At 41.0% G+C, this 23,355-nt stretch carries 20 protein-coding genes and 1 riboswitch; of the genes, 9 read left to right on the top strand and 11 right to left on the bottom strand.

Features of this window, described 5'->3' with window-relative positions; translation table 11 throughout:
• On the top strand, positions 1-2,049 hold the full coding sequence (locus C5469_RS04000) for a tRNA(Met) cytidine acetyltransferase TmcA (RefSeq protein WP_166302631.1): 2,049 nt from the start codon (positions 1-3) through the stop codon (positions 2,047-2,049).
• Here the strand turns inward: C5469_RS04000 and C5469_RS03995 are convergent.
• From C5469_RS03995 to C5469_RS03975, 5 genes are all read right to left on the bottom strand, one after another.
• Entirely contained in the window at positions 2,000-2,188 is a 189-nt protein-coding gene (locus C5469_RS03995) for a YpfN family protein (RefSeq protein ID WP_166302629.1), read from the bottom strand. The two genes, C5469_RS04000 and C5469_RS03995, sit on opposite strands and share 50 nt — an antisense overlap.
• Positions 2,176-2,862, bottom strand: coding sequence for a D-alanyl-D-alanine carboxypeptidase family protein (locus C5469_RS03990; protein WP_166302626.1), 687 nt, complete (start codon positions 2,860-2,862; stop codon positions 2,176-2,178). The genes C5469_RS03995 and C5469_RS03990 overlap by 13 nt, the downstream gene beginning before the upstream one ends.
• Positions 2,859-3,986 carry a succinyl-diaminopimelate desuccinylase gene (gene dapE / locus C5469_RS03985; protein WP_166302623.1) on the bottom strand — a complete coding sequence of 376 codons (1,128 nt, stop codon included), beginning with the start codon at positions 3,984-3,986 and terminating at the stop codon, positions 2,859-2,861. Before dapE ends, C5469_RS03990 begins: the two co-directional genes overlap by 4 nt.
• Position 3,987: 1 nt before the next feature.
• The gene (locus tag C5469_RS03980; RefSeq protein ID WP_166302620.1) at positions 3,988-4,371 is read right to left on the bottom strand and encodes an ArsC family reductase; all 384 of its coding nucleotides are present in this window, start codon (positions 4,369-4,371) and stop codon (positions 3,988-3,990) included.
• 197 nt (positions 4,372-4,568) lie between these two features.
• Positions 4,569-5,204 carry a response regulator gene (locus C5469_RS03975; protein ID WP_015833959.1) on the bottom strand — a complete coding sequence of 212 codons (636 nt, stop codon included), beginning with the start codon at positions 5,202-5,204 and terminating at the stop codon, positions 4,569-4,571.
• Between the two features lie 587 nt (positions 5,205-5,791).
• Here C5469_RS03975 and maeB point away from each other — a divergent pair.
• The 5 genes from maeB (at position 5,792) to C5469_RS03950 (ending at position 14,619) form a co-directional block, all read left to right on the top strand.
• Positions 5,792-8,071, top strand: a complete 2,280-nt coding sequence (gene maeB / locus C5469_RS03970; protein ID WP_166302617.1) for an NADP-dependent oxaloacetate-decarboxylating malate dehydrogenase — start codon at positions 5,792-5,794, stop codon at positions 8,069-8,071.
• Positions 8,072-8,191: 120 nt separating this feature from the next.
• The gene (locus C5469_RS03965; protein ID WP_166302614.1) at positions 8,192-9,067 is read left to right on the top strand and encodes a ChaN family lipoprotein; all 876 of its coding nucleotides are present in this window, start codon (positions 8,192-8,194) and stop codon (positions 9,065-9,067) included.
• A 152-nt stretch (positions 9,068-9,219) separates the two neighbouring features.
• Complete coding sequence (locus tag C5469_RS03960) at positions 9,220-10,020, top strand: energy transducer TonB (protein WP_166302611.1); 801 nt, start codon at positions 9,220-9,222, stop codon at positions 10,018-10,020.
• A 131-nt stretch (positions 10,021-10,151) separates the two neighbouring features.
• A complete protein-coding gene (locus tag C5469_RS03955) occupies positions 10,152-12,209 on the top strand; it encodes a S9 family peptidase (protein ID WP_166302998.1) in 2,058 nt (685 codons plus the stop codon).
• 130 nt (positions 12,210-12,339) lie between these two features.
• A complete protein-coding gene (locus tag C5469_RS03950) occupies positions 12,340-14,619 on the top strand; it encodes a TonB-dependent receptor domain-containing protein (protein ID WP_166302608.1) in 2,280 nt (759 codons plus the stop codon).
• A gap of 29 nt (positions 14,620-14,648) precedes the next feature.
• Here C5469_RS03950 and xseA read toward each other — a convergent pair whose 3' ends face one another.
• Complete coding sequence (xseA, locus tag C5469_RS03945; protein ID WP_166302606.1) at positions 14,649-16,028, bottom strand: exodeoxyribonuclease VII large subunit; 1,380 nt, start codon at positions 16,026-16,028, stop codon at positions 14,649-14,651.
• Between the two features lie 172 nt (positions 16,029-16,200).
• Between xseA and guaB the strand changes: the two genes are divergently transcribed.
• Both guaB and guaA read left to right on the top strand, forming a co-directional pair.
• Positions 16,201-17,667 (top strand): IMP dehydrogenase, encoded by a 1,467-nt coding sequence (gene guaB / locus C5469_RS03940; RefSeq protein WP_166302603.1) that lies wholly within the window; start codon positions 16,201-16,203, stop codon positions 17,665-17,667.
• 75 nt (positions 17,668-17,742) lie between these two features.
• Positions 17,743-19,320, top strand: a complete 1,578-nt coding sequence (gene guaA, locus C5469_RS03935; RefSeq protein WP_166302601.1) for a glutamine-hydrolyzing GMP synthase — start codon at positions 17,743-17,745, stop codon at positions 19,318-19,320.
• Between the two features lie 268 nt (positions 19,321-19,588).
• Here the strand turns inward: guaA and C5469_RS03930 are convergent, their stop codons facing one another.
• The 4 genes from C5469_RS03930 to C5469_RS03915 all read right to left on the bottom strand — a co-directional run bounded on the left by C5469_RS03930 (position 19,589) and on the right by C5469_RS03915 (position 21,215).
• The gene (locus C5469_RS03930) at positions 19,589-19,849 is read right to left on the bottom strand and encodes a helix-turn-helix domain-containing protein (protein WP_166302598.1); all 261 of its coding nucleotides are present in this window, start codon (positions 19,847-19,849) and stop codon (positions 19,589-19,591) included.
• Positions 19,850-19,921: 72 nt separating this feature from the next.
• A complete protein-coding gene (locus tag C5469_RS03925) occupies positions 19,922-20,125 on the bottom strand; it encodes a hypothetical protein (RefSeq protein ID WP_207628720.1) in 204 nt (67 codons plus the stop codon).
• 546 nt (positions 20,126-20,671) lie between these two features.
• Positions 20,672-21,064 carry a DUF2335 domain-containing protein gene (locus C5469_RS03920; protein WP_166302595.1) on the bottom strand — a complete coding sequence of 131 codons (393 nt, stop codon included), beginning with the start codon at positions 21,062-21,064 and terminating at the stop codon, positions 20,672-20,674.
• Positions 21,024-21,215, bottom strand: coding sequence for a hypothetical protein (locus tag C5469_RS03915; RefSeq protein ID WP_166302593.1), 192 nt, complete (start codon positions 21,213-21,215; stop codon positions 21,024-21,026). Before C5469_RS03915 ends, C5469_RS03920 begins: the two co-directional genes overlap by 41 nt.
• A gap of 339 nt (positions 21,216-21,554) precedes the next feature.
• Between C5469_RS03915 and rlmA the strand changes: the two genes are divergently transcribed.
• Positions 21,555-22,373, top strand: coding sequence for a 23S rRNA (guanine(745)-N(1))-methyltransferase (gene rlmA / locus C5469_RS03910; protein ID WP_166302590.1), 819 nt, complete (start codon positions 21,555-21,557; stop codon positions 22,371-22,373).
• Between the two features lie 56 nt (positions 22,374-22,429).
• On the opposite strand, the gene mntP is transcribed toward rlmA, so the two are convergent.
• Complete coding sequence (gene mntP, locus C5469_RS03905) at positions 22,430-23,011, bottom strand: manganese efflux pump MntP (RefSeq protein ID WP_054476209.1); 582 nt, start codon at positions 23,009-23,011, stop codon at positions 22,430-22,432.
• A 6-nt stretch (positions 23,012-23,017) separates the two neighbouring features.
• Positions 23,018-23,208, bottom strand: a riboswitch (yybP-ykoY riboswitch).
• Positions 23,209-23,355 lie beyond the last annotated feature (147 nt).

The raw sequence follows: 23,355 nt of genomic DNA, 5'->3' as shown, positions 1-23,355 counted from the left end.
ATGTTTCCAGAATTAAGTACGATCCAGGTGGGAATGCAGCAGCAAGGATTACGTCGTTTGCTGGTGCTGAGTGGAGATCATAATTGGTGCTACCAACAGGCTAATGAGTTACAGCAGAGATTTACCGGTGATTGGTTATGGATCTCTTATCGTAAAGAGAACGCTGTGTTGCCTGAAAAAGCAGCTGGATTATTGGGGCAGGAATATCTGCACGGAGTGTTTGATGCTACTGAAGGTTTTAATGCGGAAGCACTAGCGATACTAGCTGGTACGTTGAAGGCAGGGAGCTGGTTGGTGATGATGGTTCCATCTTGGTATCAATGGGATTATCAACCAGACCGTGACAGTATTCGCTGGAATGAACAATCAGGTGTTATTCCAACTCCGAACTTTATTCAGCATATTCAACGGCAAATTGTTAGCGATCCTCAAGTGTTGTTATGGCAGCAAAATGATCCCTTTTACATCCCTAAATTTCCGCAATATAGAGAATGGCAATTGCCTGATGGCAAACCAACGGACAGCCAGAATGCCATTTTGGCGCAATTTTTGCAGGCAAATCAGGGGGTATGGGTAATTACTGCTTCTAGAGGGCGAGGGAAATCGACGCTTGCAGGTATGTTAATGCAGCAATGGCAAGGAAATTGCTGGTTGACAGCACCGGCAAAAGCAACAACCGAAGTTATCAGGTGCTATTCAGGGGAAAAGGGTCAATTCTGGGCAGTAGATAATTTGCTGAAATATTGTAGACAAAATAGCGTATCGGATATTGATTGGTTGCTTATCGACGAAGCCGCTGCTATTCCAATGCCTCAGTTAGCTGAGTTGATCAGTTATTTTCCCCGAATATTGTTGACCACAACCGTGCAGGGATATGAAGGTACAGGGCGCGGATTTTTACTTAAATTTTGTGTTGGGATTCCTGATAGTCATATTCTGAGCCTGACAGCACCTGTACGTTGGGCTGAAAATGATCCACTGGAAAACTGGTTGGAAAACGCTTTATTGTTTAAGGATGCAATTCCTGTCAACGATTCTGATAAGGCGATCCGTTATCATGTCTATCATCAGCAACAATGGATTAAACAGTCTGAATTGCTGAAACAGTTTTACGGCATATTAACCAGCGCTCACTACAAAACGTCACCTTTGGATTTGCGGCGTTTACTTGATGCTAAAGGTATGCAATTTGTTGCGGCTCTTGGAAATAATGCCTTGATCGGTGCTTTGTGGATGGTTGAAGAAGGTGGATTATCGTCTGAACTGGCACATGAAGTATGGGCGGGAAGGCGTCGTCCAAGAGGAAATTTGGTTGCTCAATCGTTAGCTGCCCATAGTGGTTTACCCCAGGCGGCGATTCTAAAATCCCTGCGAATTAGCAGAGTTGCAGTGCAGGTTAATCGTCGCAGACAGGGTATTGCTCAGGGAATGATTGCATTTCAACGAGAAAGGGCAGAAGCGCAGGGAATGGATTTTATTTCTGTTAGCTTTGGTTATACCGCTGAGCTTTGGGCGTTATGGCAAAAGTGTGGTTTCCAACTGGTACGGATGGGTACCCATCAGGAAGCCAGTAGCGGTTGTTATACCGCAATGGCAATTTTTCCACTGAGTCAACAAGGGATTGCACTTTGTGTTCAGGCACAAAAACAGTTGGCTCGTGATGCACATTGGCTGGGATCACAGATTGGATTCCGCTTGCCTGTTGATTATCAAGCTGATCAATGTCTCAATCAAAATGACTGGCAGGAGCTTGCAGGTTTTGCATTTGCTCACCGGCCATTGTCTGCTTCATTGCCAGCTTTACAACGATTGTTACTGAATTGTGATTTGCCGCTGATAGCACTGAGAAATCATCTCCAGCGGGAAATGAGTATTGAACAGTGTGTCACTGAGTTAAAGTTAAGCGGGTATAAGGCATTAACATTACGTTGGCGGCAAGAAACCACGCAGGCGTTGGTAAACCTCGACAAAAAACTTGCTATGTACTGGCAAGAGTGGACTACTGTTTTTTCTGAGGCCAATCGTCTTCATCATCCCATTTGTCATTAAGATTTCTATGAGGGGGGAGTTCCGGTTTATTATCCAGAAATTTTTTGACATCCAAACGGCGTAACTCTTTAATGGCATTGAGAAGAACGCCAACCAGTAAAACTAAAATAATCCACCAGTAATCAGCTAACCATTGCATCGGGTTGTCTCCTGTGGAATACGGAGGTAGTTTTCAAATAGATAAGGTAGATTAACAGATAACCAGTCGATCCCTGCGATATCATGCTGTTGCCAGACATCCAGTAAAATCTGTTCAGTTAGCAATTTCTCCAATTGTTCAGATAGTGGCCGGTAGCTGATATGCCATGGCTCATAAGCGATACCACTGTTACCGACAAAAGGGCGATAAAAGCCAAAATGGGCCATATTCTCTGTTAACCAGTGAGTTAATGGTTCAAAGTAACCGTCTTTTTCATATTCCCAGGGTTCCAGTTGTAATTTTTGGTTTTCTGGCAGCATGGTTGGGTCATAAATATCCAGCTCTGTTCCCCAATGATGACGGCTGGCACCGGGCAAGGCAGACCAGCGAAGAATAGCCTTACAGAGTTCACCTTCGGTTAACTGGGTAATATCCATTGGTTGGCTATTTTCATCCAATACAGGGCGTTTGCCCCGGAATTTGCCATTCCAGATAGTCTGTTGGCGCTGGAAATCGCGGAAAGTGCTGGCAGGTTGCAAATTAAATCCTGCGCTTGCTGCGGCCTGCTGCATGGATAAAAAAGCTTTTGCTGCTTCTGGTTGTAACTGATGGTTGTCAGAGAGCGAAACCAGATGATCGGTAGTCAGGCCGGTTAACATATTTTCTGTTGTCACTGGATTAGCTGCTCCATAACACGCTGGTAAATCCGGCTAAGTTGTTGCAGATCTGCGGCACTGACAGACTCATTAACTTTATGAATTGTTGCGTTTAATGGCCCCAATTCGACAACCTGAGCGCCCATCTTGGCAATAAACCGCCCGTCTGATGTACCGCCGCTGGTGGATAGTTCAGGTTTATAGCCACAGTAATGGTCTATTGCTTGTACGACTGCATTGACTAACTCGCCTTTGGCGGTCAGGAAAGGCTCTCCTGGTAATATCCACTCAATGGTGTAATCCAGGTCGTGGTTTTTCAGGATGGTTTCAACCCGTTCACGGATTTGGCTATCGGTGAGTTCTGTACTGAAGCGGAAGTTGAATTGAACCTGTAAACTCCCAGGGATCACGTTATGGCTGCCTGTTCCGGCATGAATATTGGCAATTTGCATACTGGTCGCTGGGAAAAATTCATTTCCTTCATCCCAGTGTGTACTGACCAATTCTTGTAAGGCAGGGAGAGCCCGGTGAATCGGGTTATCAGCTAAATGTGGATAAGCAACATGGCCCTGAATGCCATGGACAGTCAAATTGGCTGTAAGGGAACCCCGACGGCCATTTTTCACCATATCACCGAGGTGATATTGGCTAGAGGGTTCACCAATCAGACAATAATCTAGTTGTTCATTGCGGGACATCAATGCTTCAACCACTTTAACTGTACCATCGGTGGCTTTCGCTTCTTCGTCTGAGGTAATAAGAAAAGCCAGGCGACCATTGTGATTAGGGTGACTGGTAACAAAGCGTTCGGCGGCGACAACCATGGCGGCCAGCGAACCTTTCATATCCGCTGCACCCCGGCCATATAGCATGCCATTACGAATGGTCGGCTCAAAAGGTGGATGTTCCCATTGAGATTCGTCACCCGCAGGAACAACATCGGTGTGTCCTGCAAAGGCCAGCGTTGAACCAGTACCACGATAAGCCCAGAAATTGCTTGTATCGCCGAAAGGCATCTGTTCAACGGTGAAGCCAATCGCTTGCAGACGGGTGATCATAATATCCTGACAACCTTTATCGTCTGGACTGACAGATGGTTGCCTGATGAGTTGTTGTGCAAGTTCAATTACAGGACAAGTCATCTTAGAGCACCTCAGCAAAAAATTGCTGATATTCATCTGCTTTATAACCTAACAGACAGTTACCTTTAGCAGAAACTAATAATGGACGCTTGATAATAGCGGGCTGTTCTAACATTAATACTTTTGCTGCATCAGCATTATTGATTGTTGCTCTCTGTTGGTCAGTCAGTTTACGCCAGGTTGTGCCACGGGTATTAATCAGTGATTCCCAGCCAAGTTTGTCAATAAACGATTGTAAAAGTACTTCATTTAATCCATCTACACGATAATCATGAAACAGGTAAGCGATTTTCTGTTCTTCCAGCCAATGACGGGCTTTTTTTATGGTGTCGCAGTTTTTTATCCCGTAGAGAGTAAAAATAGATTGAGAAGGTTTATCCGACATAATATAAGAGATCCCTAAAAAGTCTAAATACCTAAACATAATGCTGGAAAATGCCAGTTTTATCTAGACGGTATCCTGATTTTTATTATCTGAGAAAGAAGGGCGCAGTTTGTCTTGTGGAGGCTATTTTGTTGCACAATTAACCGCAAGAGCCGGTCCCCGGTTATAAACCTAAGAGAGCGGCTCAGATAAAAATATTAAGCTATCCCATTTTTCCTATGTTGCAGATACATAATTGTTGCTGCTAAACGGGAACGTACGTTCAGTTTTTTTAACAAGTTTCTGATATGTACTTTTACTGTTTCTTCAGAAATAAAGAGTACATCAGCAACTTCCTTATTGGTCATGCCACTGGAAACTTCTTTTAATACATCTAACTCACGTTTGGTCAATTCAGATAAAGGATCAACGTGTTTATGGCGGTTAGCCAGATGTTGATATATTTTTTCACTAAATACAGTTTGTCCACGGGCTGCATGGCGAATACTACTTAACAGCGAATCTAAATCGCTGTCTTTAAGTAAATAGCCATTGGCGCCAGCGTCAATGGCTGCGTAAACATCGTTTCGGTCATCTGAAACGGATAATACCAGCACATAAGAGTTGATTCCTTTCCTACGAATAGATTTAATTGTGTCCACGCCTGAAAGACCATTCATATTAAGGTCTATCATAATGACATCAGGTTTGAGCTTGCACGCAATGTTTATTGCTTCTTCACCGTTGTCAGCTTCCGCAGTGACGGTAAGCGCACGGTCAAGCTCTACAATCTGTTTCAGGCCATGGCGAATGAGAGGGTGGTCATCAACTATCATCACTGAATGGTTATACATTGTCCTTCTCCCTTATAGATAAAGCCACGAAATGCAGACTTTTAATTCGATTAAAAGGCAGTAATGAATGAGTCTGCCCTAAATTAAATTACTATAAAAAAATTTTATAAAAACCGATTGAATTACAAAGTTGATATCTCTGTAAGTCCAGAAAACACATCCTGATATAAAAAGATAAATAGCGCAAATTAGTTTGATAAGTAAAAGAAGAAGATGAGTAATTTTTACAAAAAACATATAACTTTGCTATGGAAAATAATATTGTAAATCAATTTGTTATAAATTTAATTATTAAATTTGTTTTCTTTTATAAAATTTATTTTAATTGAATTTATATTGAGGGTTTTTATGGGTTATAATTATCAGTGTTATTATAATTCTAATGATATTATGCAAACAATAATGTTTCTGTGTTTATATTCTCCATACTCAGCATGTGACATTGATGGATAAATTTACCTGTGTTTTTTTTGAGCAGAAAAGTGCTAATTTATTGGTAAAATACTGTCAAAGTTATGATTTAACACACCATACCCATTATACTGGTTCTGTTCTTACTCCAGATAATGTATATAAAGGACCCGACGATGGACGAAAAATTAAAGCAGAGTGCATTGGATTTTCACCAGTTTCCACAACCAGGAAAAATCATGGTTACTCCAACCAAGCCTCTGACAACTCAGCGCGATTTGGCCTTAGCTTATTCACCAGGTGTTGCTGCGCCTTGTCTGGAAATTGCAGAAGATCCATTAGCGGCTTACAAATATACTGCGCGCGGCAATCTTGTTGCGGTGATTTCTAACGGTAGTGCAGTCTTAGGGTTAGGGAATATTGGTGCACTGGCAGGTAAGCCAGTGATGGAAGGAAAAGGTGTACTGTTCAAAAAATTCTCAGGGATTGATGTATTTGATATCGAAGTAGATGAGTCTGATCCTGATAAATTGATTGACATCATTGCGGCATTGGAGCCGACTTTTGGGGGAATTAACCTCGAAGATATCAAAGCACCGGAATGTTTTTATATTGAACAAAAACTCCGAGAGAAAATGAATATTCCAGTATTCCATGATGATCAGCATGGCACGGCAATTATTTGTACTGCTGCCGTTCTGAATGGTTTGCGGATTATGAAAAAAGAGATTTCAGCAGTTCGTCTGGTTGTTTCTGGTGCTGGTGCTGCATCGATTGCCTGTATGAATTTACTGGTTGCGCTTGGGCTGAAACGCGAAAACATCGTGGTATGCGACTCTAAAGGGGTTATTTATCGTGGTCGTGATGAAAATATGGAAGGAACTAAAGCCGCCTATGCTATTGAAGACAATGGCAGTCGTACACTAGCTGATGTTATCCCTGGGGCAGATATTTTTCTGGGATGTTCCGGTCCTGGTGTGCTAACTCAGGATATGGTGAAAACCATGGCAAAAGATCCTCTCATCATGGCGCTAGCAAACCCTGAACCAGAAATTTTGCCACCATTGGCTAAACAAGTTCGCCCTGATGCAATTATTTGTACGGGTCGTTCTGATTATCCAAATCAGGTTAATAACGTTCTCTGTTTTCCATTCATTTTCCGTGGTGCGTTAGATGTTGGGGCAACAACTATCAACGAAAAGATGAAACTTGCCTGCGTCCACGCTATTGCTGATTTGGCACTAGCAGAACAGAGTGAAGAAGTAGCTTCTGCATATAATGATCAGGATCTGTTTTTTGGCCCAGAGTATATTATTCCCAAACCATTTGATCCGCGTCTGATTGTTAAAATTGCCCCGGCAGTGGCTAAAGCGGCCATGGATTCTGGAGTAGCAACCCGTCCGATTAAAGACTTTAGTGCATACATAGAGAAACTGAATGAGTTTGTCTATAAAACGAACTTGTTTATGAAGCCTATTTTCTCTCAGGCGAAGAAAGCGAAAAAACGCATTGTTCTGGCCGAAGGGGAAGAAGTTCGGGTACTGCATGCAACTCAGGAGCTGATTTCTCTTGGGCTGGCTTATCCGATCTTGATTGGTCGTCCAAGTGTTATCGAAAAGCGTATCCAGAAATTAGGGCTGCATATCGAAGCGGGTAAAGATTTTGAAGTCGTCAATAATGAGAATGATCCACGCTTTAAAGAGTATTGGCAAGAATATCATAACATTATGAAACGCCGTGGTATTTCTCCTGAACAAGCACGCCGAGCCGTTATTGGTAATCCAACCCTGATTGGGGCAATTATGGTGTTGCGCGGTGAGGCTGATGGTCTGATTTGTGGTACCGTTGGCAGTTACAGTGAACACTATGATGTGATGAGAGACGTATTTGGCTTCCGGGAGGGGGTCCATACTGCGGGCGCAATGAACGCATTGATGTTGCCAAGTGGTAATACTTTTATCGCTGATACCTATGTCAATAATGATCCAACGCCTGAACAACTGGCAGAGATTACTCTCATGGCCGCAGAGACCATTCGCCGTTTTGGTATTGAACCCAAAGTTGCGTTGCTTTCTCATTCAAGCTTTGGTTCTACAGATTGTCTTTCCGCGCAGAAAATGCGTCAGACATTGGCATTGGTCAATAAGATGTCACCTTCACTTGAAATTGATGGTGAAATGCACGGTGATGCAGCGTTGGTTGAAAGTATTCGTCGTGACGTCATGCCAGATAGCCCATTGAAAGGTGCGGCGAATCTGTTAATTATGCCGAATATGGAAGCTGCCCGTATCAGTTATAACTTGCTGCGTGTAACCAGCTCTGAGGGAGTTACCGTTGGTCCGGTCCTTATGGGAGTTTCAAAACCGGTACACATTTTGACGCCAATTGCTTCTGTACGTCGTATCGTCAATATGGTCGCTTTAGCAGCGGTTGAAGCGCAAACTCATCCACTGTAAATCAGATCTTAATAAGCAGATTAAAACAGCCGTGGTTTCCTGTAGGGAGCCGGGCTGTTTGTTGTAAATAATTCTTATTATCTATATGATGCGCAAAATATTATATGGATAACGGACATCATGAAAATTTTCACAGCTGTAAAATCCTTTCTGATTATCTGTGGCTTACTGCTCTTATCTGGATGCGTATCTGTACAACAAAAGCCAACTCTGCAAATACTTTCGCCGGAATTGACCCAGCAAGGGGTTGTTATCGATCTTAAAACCGGCAACGCGCTTACTCCTGATGAATTGATCAATCGATTAGCATCACATCAGCGAATAGTTGTGGGTGAAAAACATGATAATCCATACCATCATCAAATTGAGCTGTGGCTGGTTCAGCAACTTCTTCTCAAGAGAGAACATGGCTCGGTATTGCTGGAAATGATTGATCCTGACCAGCAGGAAAAGGTGAATAAAGTCAAAAGCTGGTTGCAAACTAAGCCTACTGTGCGTGAAAGCCGTATAAAAGATTTGCTGGCGTGGCATGCTGGATGGCCGTGGGAGTTGTACGGTGAGTTGGTCATGGAGCTTATGAGTCAGCCTTATCCGCTCTTGGCTGCAAACTTGGCTCGCAGTGAAATTAAGGCTGCTTACAGCAATCCCCCTGTTTTACAGGGAAATATTTCTGTTGCTGAAAATGTAAAGGCGCGGATTGCGGCAACGATTAAAGATGCTCATGGTGGTGAAATAACAGAGCAACAGTTATCTGCAATGACAACGATTCAGCAAATGCGGGATCGTAGGATGGCAGAACAGTTACTTAAAGCGCCTGCTCCTGCCACATTAATTGTGGGTGGATACCATGCAACGAAAGTGATGGGTGTTCCTCTGCATATTAAAGATTTGTCACCACCAGAGGATTTTGTTGTGCTGATTCTCGCTGAGAAAGCAAATGTATTAGATAATCAGCATGCTGATTATGTCTGGTATACCCCAGTAAAAAAACCATAGGTATATTACATAATAAGTTGTTTTTTATATATATTTAGAGGAATTTAGCACATGGATGTGCGCAAGTTAACGATATATGTAAAAATAATTTTCATTAACATATGAAATTAATTATCATTACCAAATGATAATTAAAATTATGCGCTTAACTAATGTTGACGTTGACACACCCAGTCTTTCAAACAAGTCATTTTAAAAAAGGGCTTGCTTCTGCTCTTGCTGCTCATCTCATTTGGGCTGGTTGGATTATCTACCAGCCAGAAGAAATTTCTGTTGATGAATTGATGCCACCTCCGGCGGTGATGATGGAGCTTTCATTACTGACAGAAGCGATACATCAGGTACAAAAACAACCTATTGGTATTGAACAGCAACTTTCTGTTGCCAGCCGACAGCAAGAAAGTGCGATTAATGAGATTAAGGCGCCTGAACTTATTAAAGATGAACAAGCACAGATTTTGGTGCATAAACCTAAAAAACAAAAAAAGAAGCACGAAGAGCTTAAAAAAACACCGCCAGTAAAACGCCAACAGGTAGAAGAACAAGAGAGTGAAAAATCTCAAAGTAGTGCTGCTCCTGTGAGTAGTACTGCCACTTCGGTTAATCTGACTTCGCGAGTTGCTGCTCCTTATGATAGTGATTCAAATGCTGTTGTTGATGCGGGCGCTGTATGGCGAGCTGAGGTTATCGGGCATTTAAATCGTTATAAACGTTATCCGGAAGACGCTCAGAGAAGAGGCCGTACTGGTCGGCCTACGGTCAGATTCACTATTGATAAACAAGGTTATGTCACTAACAGCGATTTAGTCCGTCGTTCAGGTACCCATTCTCTGGACAGGGAAGCGAAGCAAGTTCTGGCAAGATCGCAACCATTGCCAGCTCCCCCCGATGCTATTTTAAATGGTAGTGAAATTACGATAGAACTTCCGATTGATTTTAGTTTAACTAATTAGCACCTTTGAACTACTTAAGGACAGCATATATGTTAAGGCAGCAAGCGAAGTTTGCCCTGAAAACTAAAGGGCTGTTGTTGACATTTTTATTAAGTGGCTGGTTGAGCTCAGCTATTGCGGAGGAAGGAGTTATGCCACCAAAGGCAATGAAACAACCACATCAGATGGTTATTCACGGTGATACTCGTATAGATGATTATTACTGGATGCGGGATGATGATCGTAAAGATCAAAAAATTATTAATTATTTGACAGCTGAAAATAAATACACCGAGCAGATGTTGAAACCCGGGGTGCAATTGCGGGATACGTTATACGAAGAAATGATTGGTCGGATGAAACAGGATGATCAATCCGTGCCATATACTTATAACGGGTATATTTATCGTACAATTTATGAAGCTGGAAAAGATTTTCCGATTTATCAGCGTAAACCGGTTGATAGTTCATCAGATTGGCAAGTGCTGGTCGATGGTAATGAAAGAGCTAAAGGGCATGAATATTACCAACTGAGTAATTTTGCTATCACTCCGGATAATAAACATATTGCGATTGCCGAAGATACTCAGGGGCGCCGTAATTATCAGATCTCCTTTAAAGAGATCAATGATAAACAGTGGAATAATGGCGTAATAAACAATACTTCCGGCAATATTGTCTGGGCAAATGATAATAGCACACTATTTTATGTGCGTAGACATGCTCAAACTCTGTTGCCATATCAGGTATTTCGTCATCAATATGGTACAAATACTACTGAAGATCAGAAAGTATATCAGGAAGAAGATGAGCGTTTTTACTTAGGTTTATCTAAAAGTTCCTCCCGTGATTATATTATGTTGTCGATAACCAGCACTTCGACTTCGGAATATTTACTGATTGATGCAAATAAACCACAAGCTGAACTTCAAGTATTTTCTCCCCGTCAAGAAGGTCGGGAGTATTATATAGACCATTTCCGTGATCATTTCTACAGCCGTTCAAATCATGAAAATGAAACCTATGGGTTTTATCAGACGGATGCAATAAATACCCCGTGGAGAACAGTTATTGCTCCACAGCAGGATAGTGATCTTGAAGATTTCGTATTATTCAATAACTGGTTAGTTGTACAGGAAAGAACAAAAGGATTGCCAACAATTCGTCAGATTAATTGGGAAACACAGCAAGAAAAACAAATTAAATTTGATGATCCAAGTTATATGGCATGGATTGATTACAACCCTGAACCTGATACTGATTTTGTACGTTATGGTTATTCGTCCATGACTACACCAAGTTCAACATTCCAGTGGAGTATGAAAACAGGCGAGCGGGAATTACTTAAGCAGCAGGAAGTAAAAGGATTTGATAAACATAATTATGAGAGCCAGCGTATTTGGGTGAAAGCTCGTGATGGTGTGGAAGTTCCGGTCTCTCTGGTTTATCGTAAATCACTGTTCAAAAAAGGTCATAACCCAATATTGATATATGGATATGGGGCTTATGGTATGAGTATGGACCCTGCATTCAGCTCACCACGACTGAGTTTATTGGACAGAGGTTTTGTTTACGTATTAGTGCATGTGCGCGGTGGTGGTGAATTAGGTAAACAATGGTATCTGCAAGGTAAAGTCGAAAATAAAATGAATAGTTTTAATGACTTTATCGATGTGACCAAGGATCTGATTGCTCAGAAATATGGTGACAGTAAGCGTGTTTATGCTATGGGGGGCAGTGCTGGTGGTTTGCTGATGGGAGCAGTGATTAATCAGGCACCGGAATTGTATCGCGGTGTTGTTGCTCAGGTTCCATTTGTTGATGCTGTTACAACCATGCTCGATCCTTCTATTCCACTGACAATAGGAGAATATGAAGAGTGGGGTAATCCTGAAAATAAAGAAGATTATTTCCGAATTAAATCATATAGCCCATATGATAATATAAAACCTCAACGCTATCCCAATTTATTGGTCACGAGTGGATTTCATGATTCACAGGTTCAATATTGGGAGCCGGCTAAATGGGTGGCGAAATTACGCGATATCAAGAAAGGTGACACTGTTTTATTACTGGAAACCAATATGAGTGCGGGACATGGTGGTAAATCAGGCCGTTTTAATCGTTTGAAAGACACTGCATTAGATTATAGTTTTATTTTAATGTTGGATGATGCTAAAAAGTATTTCCCGCAATTAAGAGATAACTGAAAGAAATTATAAATATAAGTTTGTTATTTAAAGCACTGATAATTATTTATCAGTGCTGAATCTTTTTATTGTTTTTTAAAAGACTGGCATGTGAGCAAATATTTATTTCTATGAATTTGGGATGATTGAAATGAAAATAATGACAAAAATAGCAGGGGCCAGTGTCGTGTTAATTGGGCTTCAAGGGCTTGCTTATGGTGAAGAAAAGCAAGAGAAGAAATCAGATAAGGTAATGAAATTCAGCAGCCTTAAGGTTTCAGGTTTACAGGATAATACCGAAGTGTGGGCAATGGAAAGGCCCGGTTCTTATAGTTCTAAAGGCGAAGACACTAAACTTCAGTCAATAGATAATATATTGCGCAGTATGCCCGGAACCTATACGCAAATAGATCCGGGGCAGGGAACAGTGAGTGTAAATATCCGTGGATTAAGTGGTTTTGGTCGGGTCAATATGATGGTTGATGGTGTTAGCCAGAGTTTTTATGGTACATCTCCGACGAATCCAATTCATGGTTTGACTTATAACCAATTCGGTACACTAATTGATCCTAATTTTATTGTGGGAGTTGATGTTAATCGTGGTCAATCTGATGGTTCAAATAGCGTTAATGCCTTGATAGGTAGCGCTAATTTCCGCACAATTGGCATAGATGATGTAATATTTGCTGGAAATTCGCTAGGAATACGCACAAAAGCAACTTATGGCAATAATGGCATTGGTCATAATGGCATGATAGCGGTTGCGGGTAAAATACCGGCTTTTAGTTCTGAGGGTTCAATAGGTGCTATGTTGGCTGGCAGCGGACATTCAATTGATGCACATTATAAGAATGGCGACGGAGTATTAAGTGATGAGTTTGCTACCAATAAATCATTTAAGCAAAAACCCAATTCGCAGTTAATGAAAATAAATATTAAACCAAACGAATTTCATGATATGGAACTCAATGGGCGTAATTATCATAATAAATTTACCCGCCGTCATATTGATAGTCGGGATGTTTATCTAAAATACAATTACACACCATTTAGTGAATGGGTTGATATGAAATTATTGGCCAGCACCAGTGAGAGTAGTCAACGCTATGAAGGTGATTCACTTTTTAGGTTGGTAAATAGCAATGCTAAAAATAAGTCAGATGCAATAGATATCAGTAATATCAGTCGATTCGACTATGGTGATACAAATTTTGAGCTAACATTCGGCAGCAAATTGATGAAAACCGAATATAGCAGAACAACGGATAGTATTTATTCTGGCGAAGGCAAAAATGAAAAAGAAAAGAAAAAATATGAAAAAACAGATAGGGAAGCAAAAGAAAATAATGTCTTTGCACCAAGTGGTAAACAAGATATTGCCAGTATTTATGGTGGGCTGAAAATGAATCGTGGGATTTATCAGGCCAATATTACCTTTAATTATATGGACTACAGTGTTAAAGGTCATAAACCGGCTTGTGATCTGCGGATTCCTTGTTTCCCTCAGGGGGCAACCAACTTGAATTTGAAAGAACATGGATTTAATCCAGGTATTTTATTATCAGCAGAAATTATTCCTGAATTCCAGCCATTCGTCAGTTATGCTCGTTCAATGAGAGCGCCAAACATTCAGGAAACTTTCTATAGTAATGAAGGTGGTGGTTCCATGAATCCATTTCTGAAAGGAGAAACAGCAGATACTTATGAAATTGGTTTTAATAGTTTTCGCCCAGATTTGATTGTTAAGGGAGATATTTTCCGCCTGAAAGCCGCTTGGTATCACTCTAAAGTAAAAAATTATATTCTCAGTGATATCTGGATTATTTGTGGCAACAGGAAAACATGTAAATACGATAGTTCACTGGACAACTACGATACAGTCGATCCTAACATCAAAATGTATATCTATCACAATAGCTTGACGCCGGTGACAATACGTGGGTATGAAGTTGCTGCTGATTATGATGCGGGGGTGTTTTATAGCAAATTGGCTTATAGCTGGCAAAAAACGCGCCAGCCAACTTCTGCCGCTACGGCGTATTTTGATGCCGATCCCGTATCACAATTACCTGATAGTTTTATGACGTTGGATACTGGTATTCGTTTATTTGATGAGAAATTCCGTATTGGTGCGATTGTTAAATATACCGGCGATTCTCATAGATTGGACCTAGATCGCTATAATGTGGATAGTGATGGGCGGGTTGTGATGCAAAAAGAGCCTAAAATTCCAACGATAGTTGATCTTTATAGTGATTATCAGATAAACGAAAACGTGTTGTTGAAATTTTCGGTACAGAACCTGGCAAACAAGAACTATTCTGAAGCACTTAACCGTGTAAATTCTTCTCCAGTAATGACTGAACAAACTTCAGCTATGCAAACAGCCAGAGGGCGTACCTATATTGCAAGTGCAGAAATTCGTTTCTGATGTAAGAAAACAGTGGCAAGGGAATGCCATTATTCCTGATTTGTATTTGCTCGCCGTTTCTGGCGTTCTTTCTTCACTTTAATAACTTCACTTTCAACCCAACCATCTTGTAAACGGGTTCTCAGAGCATCACCAACATGTACTTGTTTGGTTTGTTTCAGTAATTTTCCATCAGATGTTTCACTGATATTGTAACCACGAGCCAGTGTTGCTAGTGGGCTGACGGCTTCCATTTGTGAACAGGAAACGGCAAATTTTTCTCTGGAACGGCTGAGTTGTCGTTCAATTGCTTGTTTTAGCCGAAAATCCTGTTGTTGGATTTGTTGGCTATATTGGCGGATCTGCTGACCAGGCTCTGAATACCAGAGGCGTTGTTGCAATTTCTCATAAGCCAAATCGCTTTGTCGCAGATATCGTTGCAAGCTGTCAGTGAGTCGTTGGCGTAAACTGACCAGTACGTTTTGCTGACGAGCCAGTCGCAAATGAGGGTGTTGCTGCTGTAAACGATGAGATAACAAACTAAAAACACGTTGTTTCTGGGCAAAGAAATAATCCATTGCCATTTCCAGCCGTTGTTGTTGTGATTGAATTTGACGTAACAATTCAAGCTGATTACGGCTGACTAACTCAGCTGCTGCTGATGGTGTGGGAGCGCGTAAATCTGCCACAAAATCAGCAATGGTGACATCCGTTTCATGACCTACAGCACTGACTATCGGAATATCACTGTGAAAAATCGCTCTGGCAACATGTTCATCGTTGAAACTCCATAAATCTTCTAGCGAGCCACCACCGCGTCCAACGATCAATACATCACATTCCTGCCTTTCGTTAGCTAATTCAATAGCCCGGATAATCTGTAACGGTGCTTCTGTACCCTGAACGGCTGTTGGATAAATGATGATGGGTAATGATGGGTCACGACGCTTTAAAATATTCAAAATATCATGCAGAGCAGCACCATTGGTTGAAGTAATCACACCAAGCTGTTGAGCAGGAGATGGCAGGGTTTTTTGATAGCTTTGGTCAAATAATCCTTCAGCACTGAGTTTTTGTTTCAATAATTCAAACTGTTGCTGTAACAGGCCATCACCGGCGGGTTGCATACTTTCAACAATAAGCTGATAGTCTCCTCTTGGTTCATAAAGTGTAATTGTAGCGCGAACTAAGACCTGCTGACCATTTTGTGGTCTGAATGTCACACGTTGGTTGCTATTGCGAAACATTGCTGCCCGCACTTGGGCGCGTTCGTCTTTCAGTGTGAAATACCAGTGACCCGAAGAAGGTTGAGAAAAGTTGGATATTTCAGCACTTAGCCAAATTCTGCCCATTTCCATTTCGAGCAACTGACGGACAGTCTGATTGAGGCGACTGACAGAAAAAATTCCAGTATTAGAAGGTAGTGACATGTGAGCCAGATCAAATTCCAAAACAAGGGCTTAATTCACTGATACTAACGTTCGTTATGAAGTAAGCAAGAAATTTTTTAATAAAATGCTGGAGGCAACCGATTACGTTCTGTATAATGCCACGGCAATATTTTATTCCTTAAATTGTCTGCAGCCTGGTGAGATATTGCTTATGTTACGAATTAAAAAAGAAGCTTTAACCTTTGATGATGTTCTGTTAATTCCTGCCCACTCTTCTGTTCTGCCTAACACTGCTGACCTGTCTACTCAACTGACCTCCACTATCCGTCTGAAGGTTCCTATGCTGTCTGCGGCTATGGATACCGTGACTGAATCTGCTTTAGCTATTGCGCTGGCTCAGGAGGGTGGAATGGGTTTCATCCATAAAAATATGTCGATTGAGCGGCAAGCAGAAGAAGTTAGCCGGGTGAAAAAACATGAGAGTGGTGTTGTGACAGATCCTGTCACTGTGACTCCTAAAACAACGCTGCGTGAAGTTCAGGCTCTAACTGAACGTAATGGTTTTGCTGGTTATCCTGTCGTGACCGAAGGAAATGAGTTAGTTGGTATTATTACTGGCCGTGATGTACGTTTTGTTACTGATCTGGATCAGCCAGTTACCGCAGTAATGACACCTAAAGAGCGTTTGGTAACGGTAAAAGAGGGCGAAGCTCGCGAAGTTGTATTGCAGAAAATGCACGAAAAACGTGTCGAAAAAGCACTGGTAGTTGATGAAAACTTTCATCTGCTTGGCATGATCACAGTTAAAGATTTCCAGAAAGCAGAGCGTAAACCTAATGCCTGTAAAGATGAGCATGGCCGTTTACGTGTTGGTGCAGCGGTTGGCGCTGGTGCCGGCAATGAGGAGCGTATTGATGCGTTGGTTGCCGCTGGTATCGATGTTCTGCTGATTGATTCATCACATGGTCATTCTGAAGGTGTATTGCAACGTATTCGTGAAACCCGCGCTAAGTACCCAAATCTGCAAATTATTGGTGGTAACGTGGCGACTGGGGAAGGAGCAAAAGCGCTGGTAGCGGCTGGAGTCAATGCGGTTAAAGTCGGTATCGGTCCCGGTTCTATCTGTACTACCCGCATTGTTACCGGTGTAGGTGTACCACAAATTACTGCTATCTCTGACGCGGTTGCAGCGTTGGAAGGCACCGGTATTCCGGTTATTGCTGATGGTGGTATTCGTTTCTCTGGCGATATTGCCAAAGCCATCGCCGCGGGAGCGTCTTGTGTTATGGTGGGTTCTATGTTCGCAGGGACAGAAGAGTCACCAGGAGAAATTGAGCTGTTCCAAGGACGTTCATTTAAATCTTATCGTGGTATGGGATCGTTGGGGGCGATGTCTAAAGGCTCTTCTGATCGATATTTCCAAACTGATAATGCCGCAGATAAGCTGGTACCGGAAGGTATTGAAGGCCGTGTTGCCTATAAAGGCTTGCTGAAAAACATTGTCCATCAGCAAATGGGGGGCTTGCGCTCTTGCATGGGATTGACAGGCTGTGGAACCATTGATGAATTGAGAACTAAAGCAGAATTTGTTCGCATTAGTGGTGCTGGTATTCAGGAAAGCCACGTTCATGATGTGACCATTACCAAAGAGTCTCCAAACTACCGTTTAGGTCTGTAATTCATATTTATGTGGCCTGCATGAGGCCACTTAATCTTTTTTATTTTTACTATTTGTTTTTGGAATTCCCCGCACATGACAACTAATATCCATCAGCACCGCATTCTTATCCTCGATTTTGGTTCACAATATACTCAGTTGATTGCTCGTCGTATCCGTGAAATCGGGGTTTACTGTGAACTTTGGGCATGGGATGTCACTGAAGAACAAATCCGCGGCTTTAATCCAAGCGGTATCATTCTTTCCGGTGGCCCGGAAAGCACCACAGAGCAGGGAAGTCCACTGGCACCTGAATATGTTTTTAACGCGGGTATTCCTGTATTGGGTGTTTGCTATGGTATGCAAACTATGTCAATGCAGTTTGGTGGTAAGGTTGAAAGTTCTATTGAGCGTGAATTTGGTTATGCTCAGGTCGAAATTAAAGCGGAAAGTGCACTATTCTGTGGGATTCAGGATTCATTAAATGAGCGAGGTCAACCATTACTGGATGTATGGATGAGTCACGGTGATAAAGTCACGGCAATTCCTGCGGACTTTATTACGATCGCCAGCACTGATACCTGTCCATTTGCCATTATAGCGAATGAAGAAAAACGTTTTTATGGCGTACAATTCCACCCGGAAGTCACTCATACTCATCAGGGGCAGCGCATACTGGAACGTTTTGTACTGGATATATGCCAATGTGAAGCGCTGTGGGTTCCTGATTCTATTATCGAAGATACCGTTGTACGCCTACGTGAACAGGTTGGTGAGGATCACGTTATTTTGGGGTTATCCGGTGGTGTTGATTCCTCTGTTACCGCATTATTGCTGCATCGCGCAATTGGTAATCGTCTGACCTGTGTATTTGTTGATAACGGTTTGTTGCGTTTGAATGAAGCTGATCAGGTAATGGAAATGTTTACCGGCAAATTTGGGCTAAATATTGTTCATGTTCCCGCCGAAGATCGTTTCCTTGCTGCACTGGCTGGCATCAATGATCCGGAAGAGAAGCGTAAAACAATTGGTCGTGTATTTGTTGAAGTCTTTGATGAAGAGGCAAGTAAACAGACTCAGGTTAAATGGCTGGCACAAGGTACTATTTATCCGGATGTCATCGAATCAGCGGCATCTGCGACAGGTAAAGCCCATGTTATCAAATCTCATCATAACGTAGGTGGTTTGCCAGAAGAGATGAAACTGGGATTGGTAGAACCTCTGAAAGAGTTGTTCAAAGATGAAGTGCGTAAGATTGGCTTGGCGTTGGGATTGCCTTATGACATGTTGAACCGCCATCCATTCCCAGGCCCCGGCTTAGGTGTTCGTGTATTGGGTGAAGTGAAGAAAGAGTACTGCGATTTACTACGTCGGGCAGATGCTATCTTTATTGAAGAGCTGCACAAGGCTGATTTGTACAATAAAGTCAGCCAGGCATTCACTGTATTCTTACCGGTTCGTTCGGTGGGCGTTATGGGGGATGGCCGTAAATATGATTGGGTTGTCTCGTTACGGGCAGTAGAAACGGTTGATTTTATGACTGCACATTGGGCACATTTACCATATGATTTCCTTGGTCGGGTTTCTAACCGGATCATCAATGAAGTCAATGGGATATCAAGAGTGGTCTATGATGTCAGTGGTAAACCCCCTGCGACTATTGAGTGGGAATAAGCCCTCAGAGTCTATAGACATTGGTTGAAGCCTAAATTAAAAACACCAATAAAACTAAAACGTTTTTTGGTGTTTTTATTTATGGTATACACTGAATTGTATTCGCCAGTTGGATATAACTGAGATTGGATTGAAGAGGTTTTAACTCATGAGTAACGTAGCCGTAGAGATCCATAACAAAGCTGTATGCGTTGAACAGAGCAAACAACTAACTGCCGCGGAGTTGGTTAACAAGTTGATTGAAGAATATAAAGAATAAACTCGATATTCACTTGAGATTATTGTTAAAACTTGGTTTTTTCAGCTTTATTTTGCCTAGAACCTGGACTGGATTTAATGACAACAAACGGGCTATGTGCACAAATTCCACGACATCTAGTCTTCTTTCACCACTTTCAACTTTGGCTATAAATGATTGAGGACGGCCAAATGCTCGTGCCAGTTTTTCCTGTGTAATGCCTTTTTCCAAGCGTGTTTCGCGTAATAATCGGATAACATGCTGATATTCTTCTGAATAAATCGAACTCATTCGTTTTGCCTTAATAGAAAGATCCCAAGTATAGAATATCTCTCATTTGCAGGAATATCCAAAGTTACAGTCTCAGAGAGGCTGTTCAGTTTTTTGTTTACGATCCAGTGTAATTTCTCCTATCAGTTTCTCTTTGATTGCTAACGTATTTGCGATTTCATATAAAGAATTAGTATGAAGTTGTTGTGCTTCTTGTGCGTCAAAGCCGAGTTCAGAAAAAATATTTTTCCCAATTGGTGTTACATGACGAATTTTAGTATCAATATTGACGGTCACTTGTTTCCCCCCAATGCTACAAACCGTGATTCAATTTTATGCTATTCTATTAATTAGTGATGTAGAAGTGGCAAAGATGGTTTGCAGACTTTTGAATGTCCAATTTATTCATTAAGAATTATTCCAGTTACAGCCGAAGATATTGTGATCCGCTGGATTATTTTCATAATGTCATTTCAAGTTATGTTCAGATATTTAATTATCAATTCATCGGCCAACCGTTGCTATTTTGCGAATGGAACCGTTAAATTAATGATATACTCTTCATCCTTCAAGTTGCTGCTTTGTTGGCTGCTTTCACTTGCCCCAGTCACATAGTTATCTATGCATCCTAGGGATGTCTTCACTTGCTGCTGCGCTGCAATTTGAAATCTATTGGATATAAAAACATTTATTCTGAACGTATTATATTGACCTCTAATGATTAAATAATATATAAATGTCATCAATTTATTAACTGATATTTTATTTTTATCTATAAATTTTAGGCAAAGTAAAGATCTATGACGATATAAAGGTTGGCATTTTTACCCTGACCTATATTAATTATCTTATAAATCGGTGTGGATTTCTATTTAAAACATAAATAATTAGAATAGTTGTTACAGTACCACTTCCAATAATTCCTGCTAACCAATTATTCCCATTTAAACCCAAGATTAAAGAGACAAACAAAGAGATAAAAGTGAGTAATAATCCATAACTTTGTCCTCTGATACTTTTTCTTACCATTTGTTCTAAGGCAACTTTTTCCATCTCTTGTCTATGCTTCTGTTGTTGTTCGATTAGGGTTAGAAATCGATCAGCAGCTCCTTTTGTATGTTGTTCATAAAGCGATAATATCTCCGAATCAGGCAATTGATAATATAATGGATTGATATCACCTTGATTAGATTGTTTAGCTATTTTCGGATGTTTTCCGGTGACTATTTTGTTCATATATCGTCTCTTTCCCTGTAGATAATATGATTTCATCATTGAATTGCTTTAATACAACAGCAAAGTCTGCACGGACTTTATCCAGATCATCTGCTAAAGTATCAACATCACTCTTCTGTGGGATGAGATCAAAATAGTTTGTATTGGGCATAATATCGAATCTCGGTGAAATTGATCTTAATTTATTAAAATATTGTATGAAAATGTTCATCATATTACCTGTATTATTAGTTGCTTCTATTAGTTAAATGATTTATTTACAATTATATTTTCTTGATTTTGATTGAATAATAATACCTGATAAATAGATTTATTCCATAAAAATATTGCGAGCCGGCTCAAAAATAGAACTGAAAATAATGGAATATAATTTCATTCAAGGTAATTATTAATCGTCTATATAGGAACTATTAATGAGTATGATTTACGACTAAAAGTATCAGAATATGCTATAGTGTTGGCTGGTTTTTGCGTATATTTTGGGAATCTTATGTCTTATCAATGCCCCTTATGTCATCAATCTTTATTGCTCACTCGACAGCAATGGCGCTGTGAGAATAATCATCAATTTGATTGTGCGAAAGAAGGGTATGTCAATCTGATGCCTGTTCAGCATAAAAGGTCTAAAGAACCGGGAGATAGTCCAGAGATGATGCAATCAAGAAGGGCGTTTTTGGATTCTGGGCATTATCAACCATTACAACAACAGGTTTCGGAATTGCTGGAAAGGTATCTGCCAGAAAAGGCAGAAAGTTTACTGGACATAGGATGCGGTGAAGGTTATTACACTGCTGCGGTTGAAGCGCAGTTAAGCAAGAGACGTAATCTTAAAATCTATGGGTTAGATGTCGCTAAGATTGCAGTTCGTTATGGCGCTAAGCGCTATCCTGCTGTCAGCTTTTGTGTCGCGTCGAGCCATCGTTTGCCATTTGCCGATGAATCTCTTGCCGGGGTGCTACGGATTTACGCGCCTTGCAAAGCGGAAGAACTGGCAAGGGTTGTTAAGCCACAGGGAATTGTTCTGACAGTCACTCCTGGTCCTCGCCATCTTTATCAGCTCAAGGAATTGATTTATCAGAATATTCAGCTTCATCCATTGAAGACAGAACAGTTAGCAGGATTCGAATTGATAACGGATGAATCATTATCTTATCCAATGAAATTAAATGGAATACAAGCGCATCATTTATTACAGATGACACCATTTGCCTGGCGGGCAACAGAAGATGTGAAAAAAGGATTGGCAGATAAAGCGTTGTTTGAATGCGAAACTGATTTTATATTGCGGGTTTATCAACGTCTTGATTAATTAGAATTTAGCCCAAAATATCATTTTTGAAAAAGAAATATTCTGGGCTAGAGGCGTTATTTCGAGTACATAAATAATTCGAGGTGTTCAAATAAAATATTGAAGCCAATTGCAATCAGAATAAGCCCGCCAATAAGCTCAGCACGTTTGCCTAGTAGTGGGCCAATATAGCGGCCAATTAACATCCCCAATGTCGCCATGATCATTGTCATTATACCGATAGCCATCGCAGTATGTATGATATTGACTTGAAGAAAAGCGAGTCCGACACCAATTGCCATTGCATCCAGACTGGTAGCAATAGCGGTTGTTATTAATACCATTGAATTGTGGCGGCAGGGTGGTTCACACTTTTTTTCCGGGCTAGCTTTAAAACTGTCTGTAACCATTCTATAGCCTAGAATAAACAACAGAGTGAAAGCAATCCAATGATCCCACTCCATAATATACTGACTGGCATAAAGTCCTATCGACCAGCCAATCAGTGGAGTACAAGCTTCCACCACACCAAATATCAGGCCAGTACGGAGTGCTTCACGAAAATGTGGTCTATGCAGTGCGGCCCCTTTGCCGATTGCAGCAGCAAAAGCATCCATTGAGAGCGCTAAAGCTAGGATAAGGGTTGCGTATAAGTTCATTAAAATAGCCTCGGTTGGGTGTTTCCATATACATATAACTCACCCCCAACCAATGATGTGTTATATGCCTATGGTCTTGCCAACCTTAAAGGCTACCCGTACCACGTTTTATTTTGAAACGAGTATGTTGATACGAGTTTTTCAGAGAAATTAACTAAATCATTTTTCTGAAACAGGCTACTCCCCATGACTTTTTCAAAGATAACATAATAACTCAAAAAGAGAAAATAATATTATTTTTAGGGTTAAAGTATGATACCGATAATAATTATCATTATCTATTTGTCATGTGGGAGAAAATAAAAACCAGCATAAAGCTGATTGTTTATTATTTATTTTTCTAT

It is taken from the genome of Photorhabdus cinerea (genome assembly GCF_011189575.1).
In the GTDB taxonomy this organism is placed as follows: Bacteria; Pseudomonadota; Gammaproteobacteria; order Enterobacterales; family Enterobacteriaceae; genus Photorhabdus; species Photorhabdus cinerea.
The sequence above is the reverse complement of the archived record's forward strand: the minus strand, read 5'-3'. Positions and strand labels throughout refer to the sequence as shown.

Bases quoted from the DNA above. Each gene is read 5' to 3' on its own strand.
- C5469_RS03995 (WP_166302629.1), bottom strand. From the start codon at position 2,188: ATGCAATGGTTAGCTGATTACTGGTGGATTATTTTAGTTTTACTGGTT.
- C5469_RS03960 (WP_166302611.1), top strand. From the start codon at position 9,220: ATGTTGACGTTGACACACCCAGTCTTTCAAACAAGTCATTTTAAAAAA.
- C5469_RS03975 (WP_015833959.1), bottom strand. From the start codon at position 5,204: ATGTATAACCATTCAGTGATGATAGTTGATGACCACCCTCTCATTCGC.
- C5469_RS03930 (WP_166302598.1), bottom strand. From the start codon at position 19,849: ATGAGTTCGATTTATTCAGAAGAATATCAGCATGTTATCCGATTATTA.
- C5469_RS03980 (WP_166302620.1), bottom strand. From the start codon at position 4,371: ATGTCGGATAAACCTTCTCAATCTATTTTTACTCTCTACGGGATAAAA.
- C5469_RS03920 (WP_166302595.1), bottom strand. From the start codon at position 21,064: ATGAACAAAATAGTCACCGGAAAACATCCGAAAATAGCTAAACAATCT.
- dapE (WP_166302623.1), bottom strand. From the start codon at position 3,986: ATGACTTGTCCTGTAATTGAACTTGCACAACAACTCATCAGGCAACCA.
- maeB (WP_166302617.1), top strand. From the start codon at position 5,792: ATGGACGAAAAATTAAAGCAGAGTGCATTGGATTTTCACCAGTTTCCA.
- C5469_RS03915 (WP_166302593.1), bottom strand. From the start codon at position 21,215: ATGCCCAATACAAACTATTTTGATCTCATCCCACAGAAGAGTGATGTT.
- C5469_RS03950 (WP_166302608.1), top strand. From the start codon at position 12,340: ATGAAAATAATGACAAAAATAGCAGGGGCCAGTGTCGTGTTAATTGGG.
- C5469_RS04000 (WP_166302631.1), top strand. From the start codon at position 1: ATGTTTCCAGAATTAAGTACGATCCAGGTGGGAATGCAGCAGCAAGGA.
- mntP (WP_054476209.1), bottom strand. From the start codon at position 23,011: ATGAACTTATACGCAACCCTTATCCTAGCTTTAGCGCTCTCAATGGAT.
- C5469_RS03965 (WP_166302614.1), top strand. From the start codon at position 8,192: ATGAAAATTTTCACAGCTGTAAAATCCTTTCTGATTATCTGTGGCTTA.
- guaA (WP_166302601.1), top strand. From the start codon at position 17,743: ATGACAACTAATATCCATCAGCACCGCATTCTTATCCTCGATTTTGGT.
- rlmA (WP_166302590.1), top strand. From the start codon at position 21,555: ATGTCTTATCAATGCCCCTTATGTCATCAATCTTTATTGCTCACTCGA.
- xseA (WP_166302606.1), bottom strand. From the start codon at position 16,028: ATGTCACTACCTTCTAATACTGGAATTTTTTCTGTCAGTCGCCTCAAT.
- C5469_RS03955 (WP_166302998.1), top strand. From the start codon at position 10,152: ATGCCACCAAAGGCAATGAAACAACCACATCAGATGGTTATTCACGGT.
- guaB (WP_166302603.1), top strand. From the start codon at position 16,201: ATGTTACGAATTAAAAAAGAAGCTTTAACCTTTGATGATGTTCTGTTA.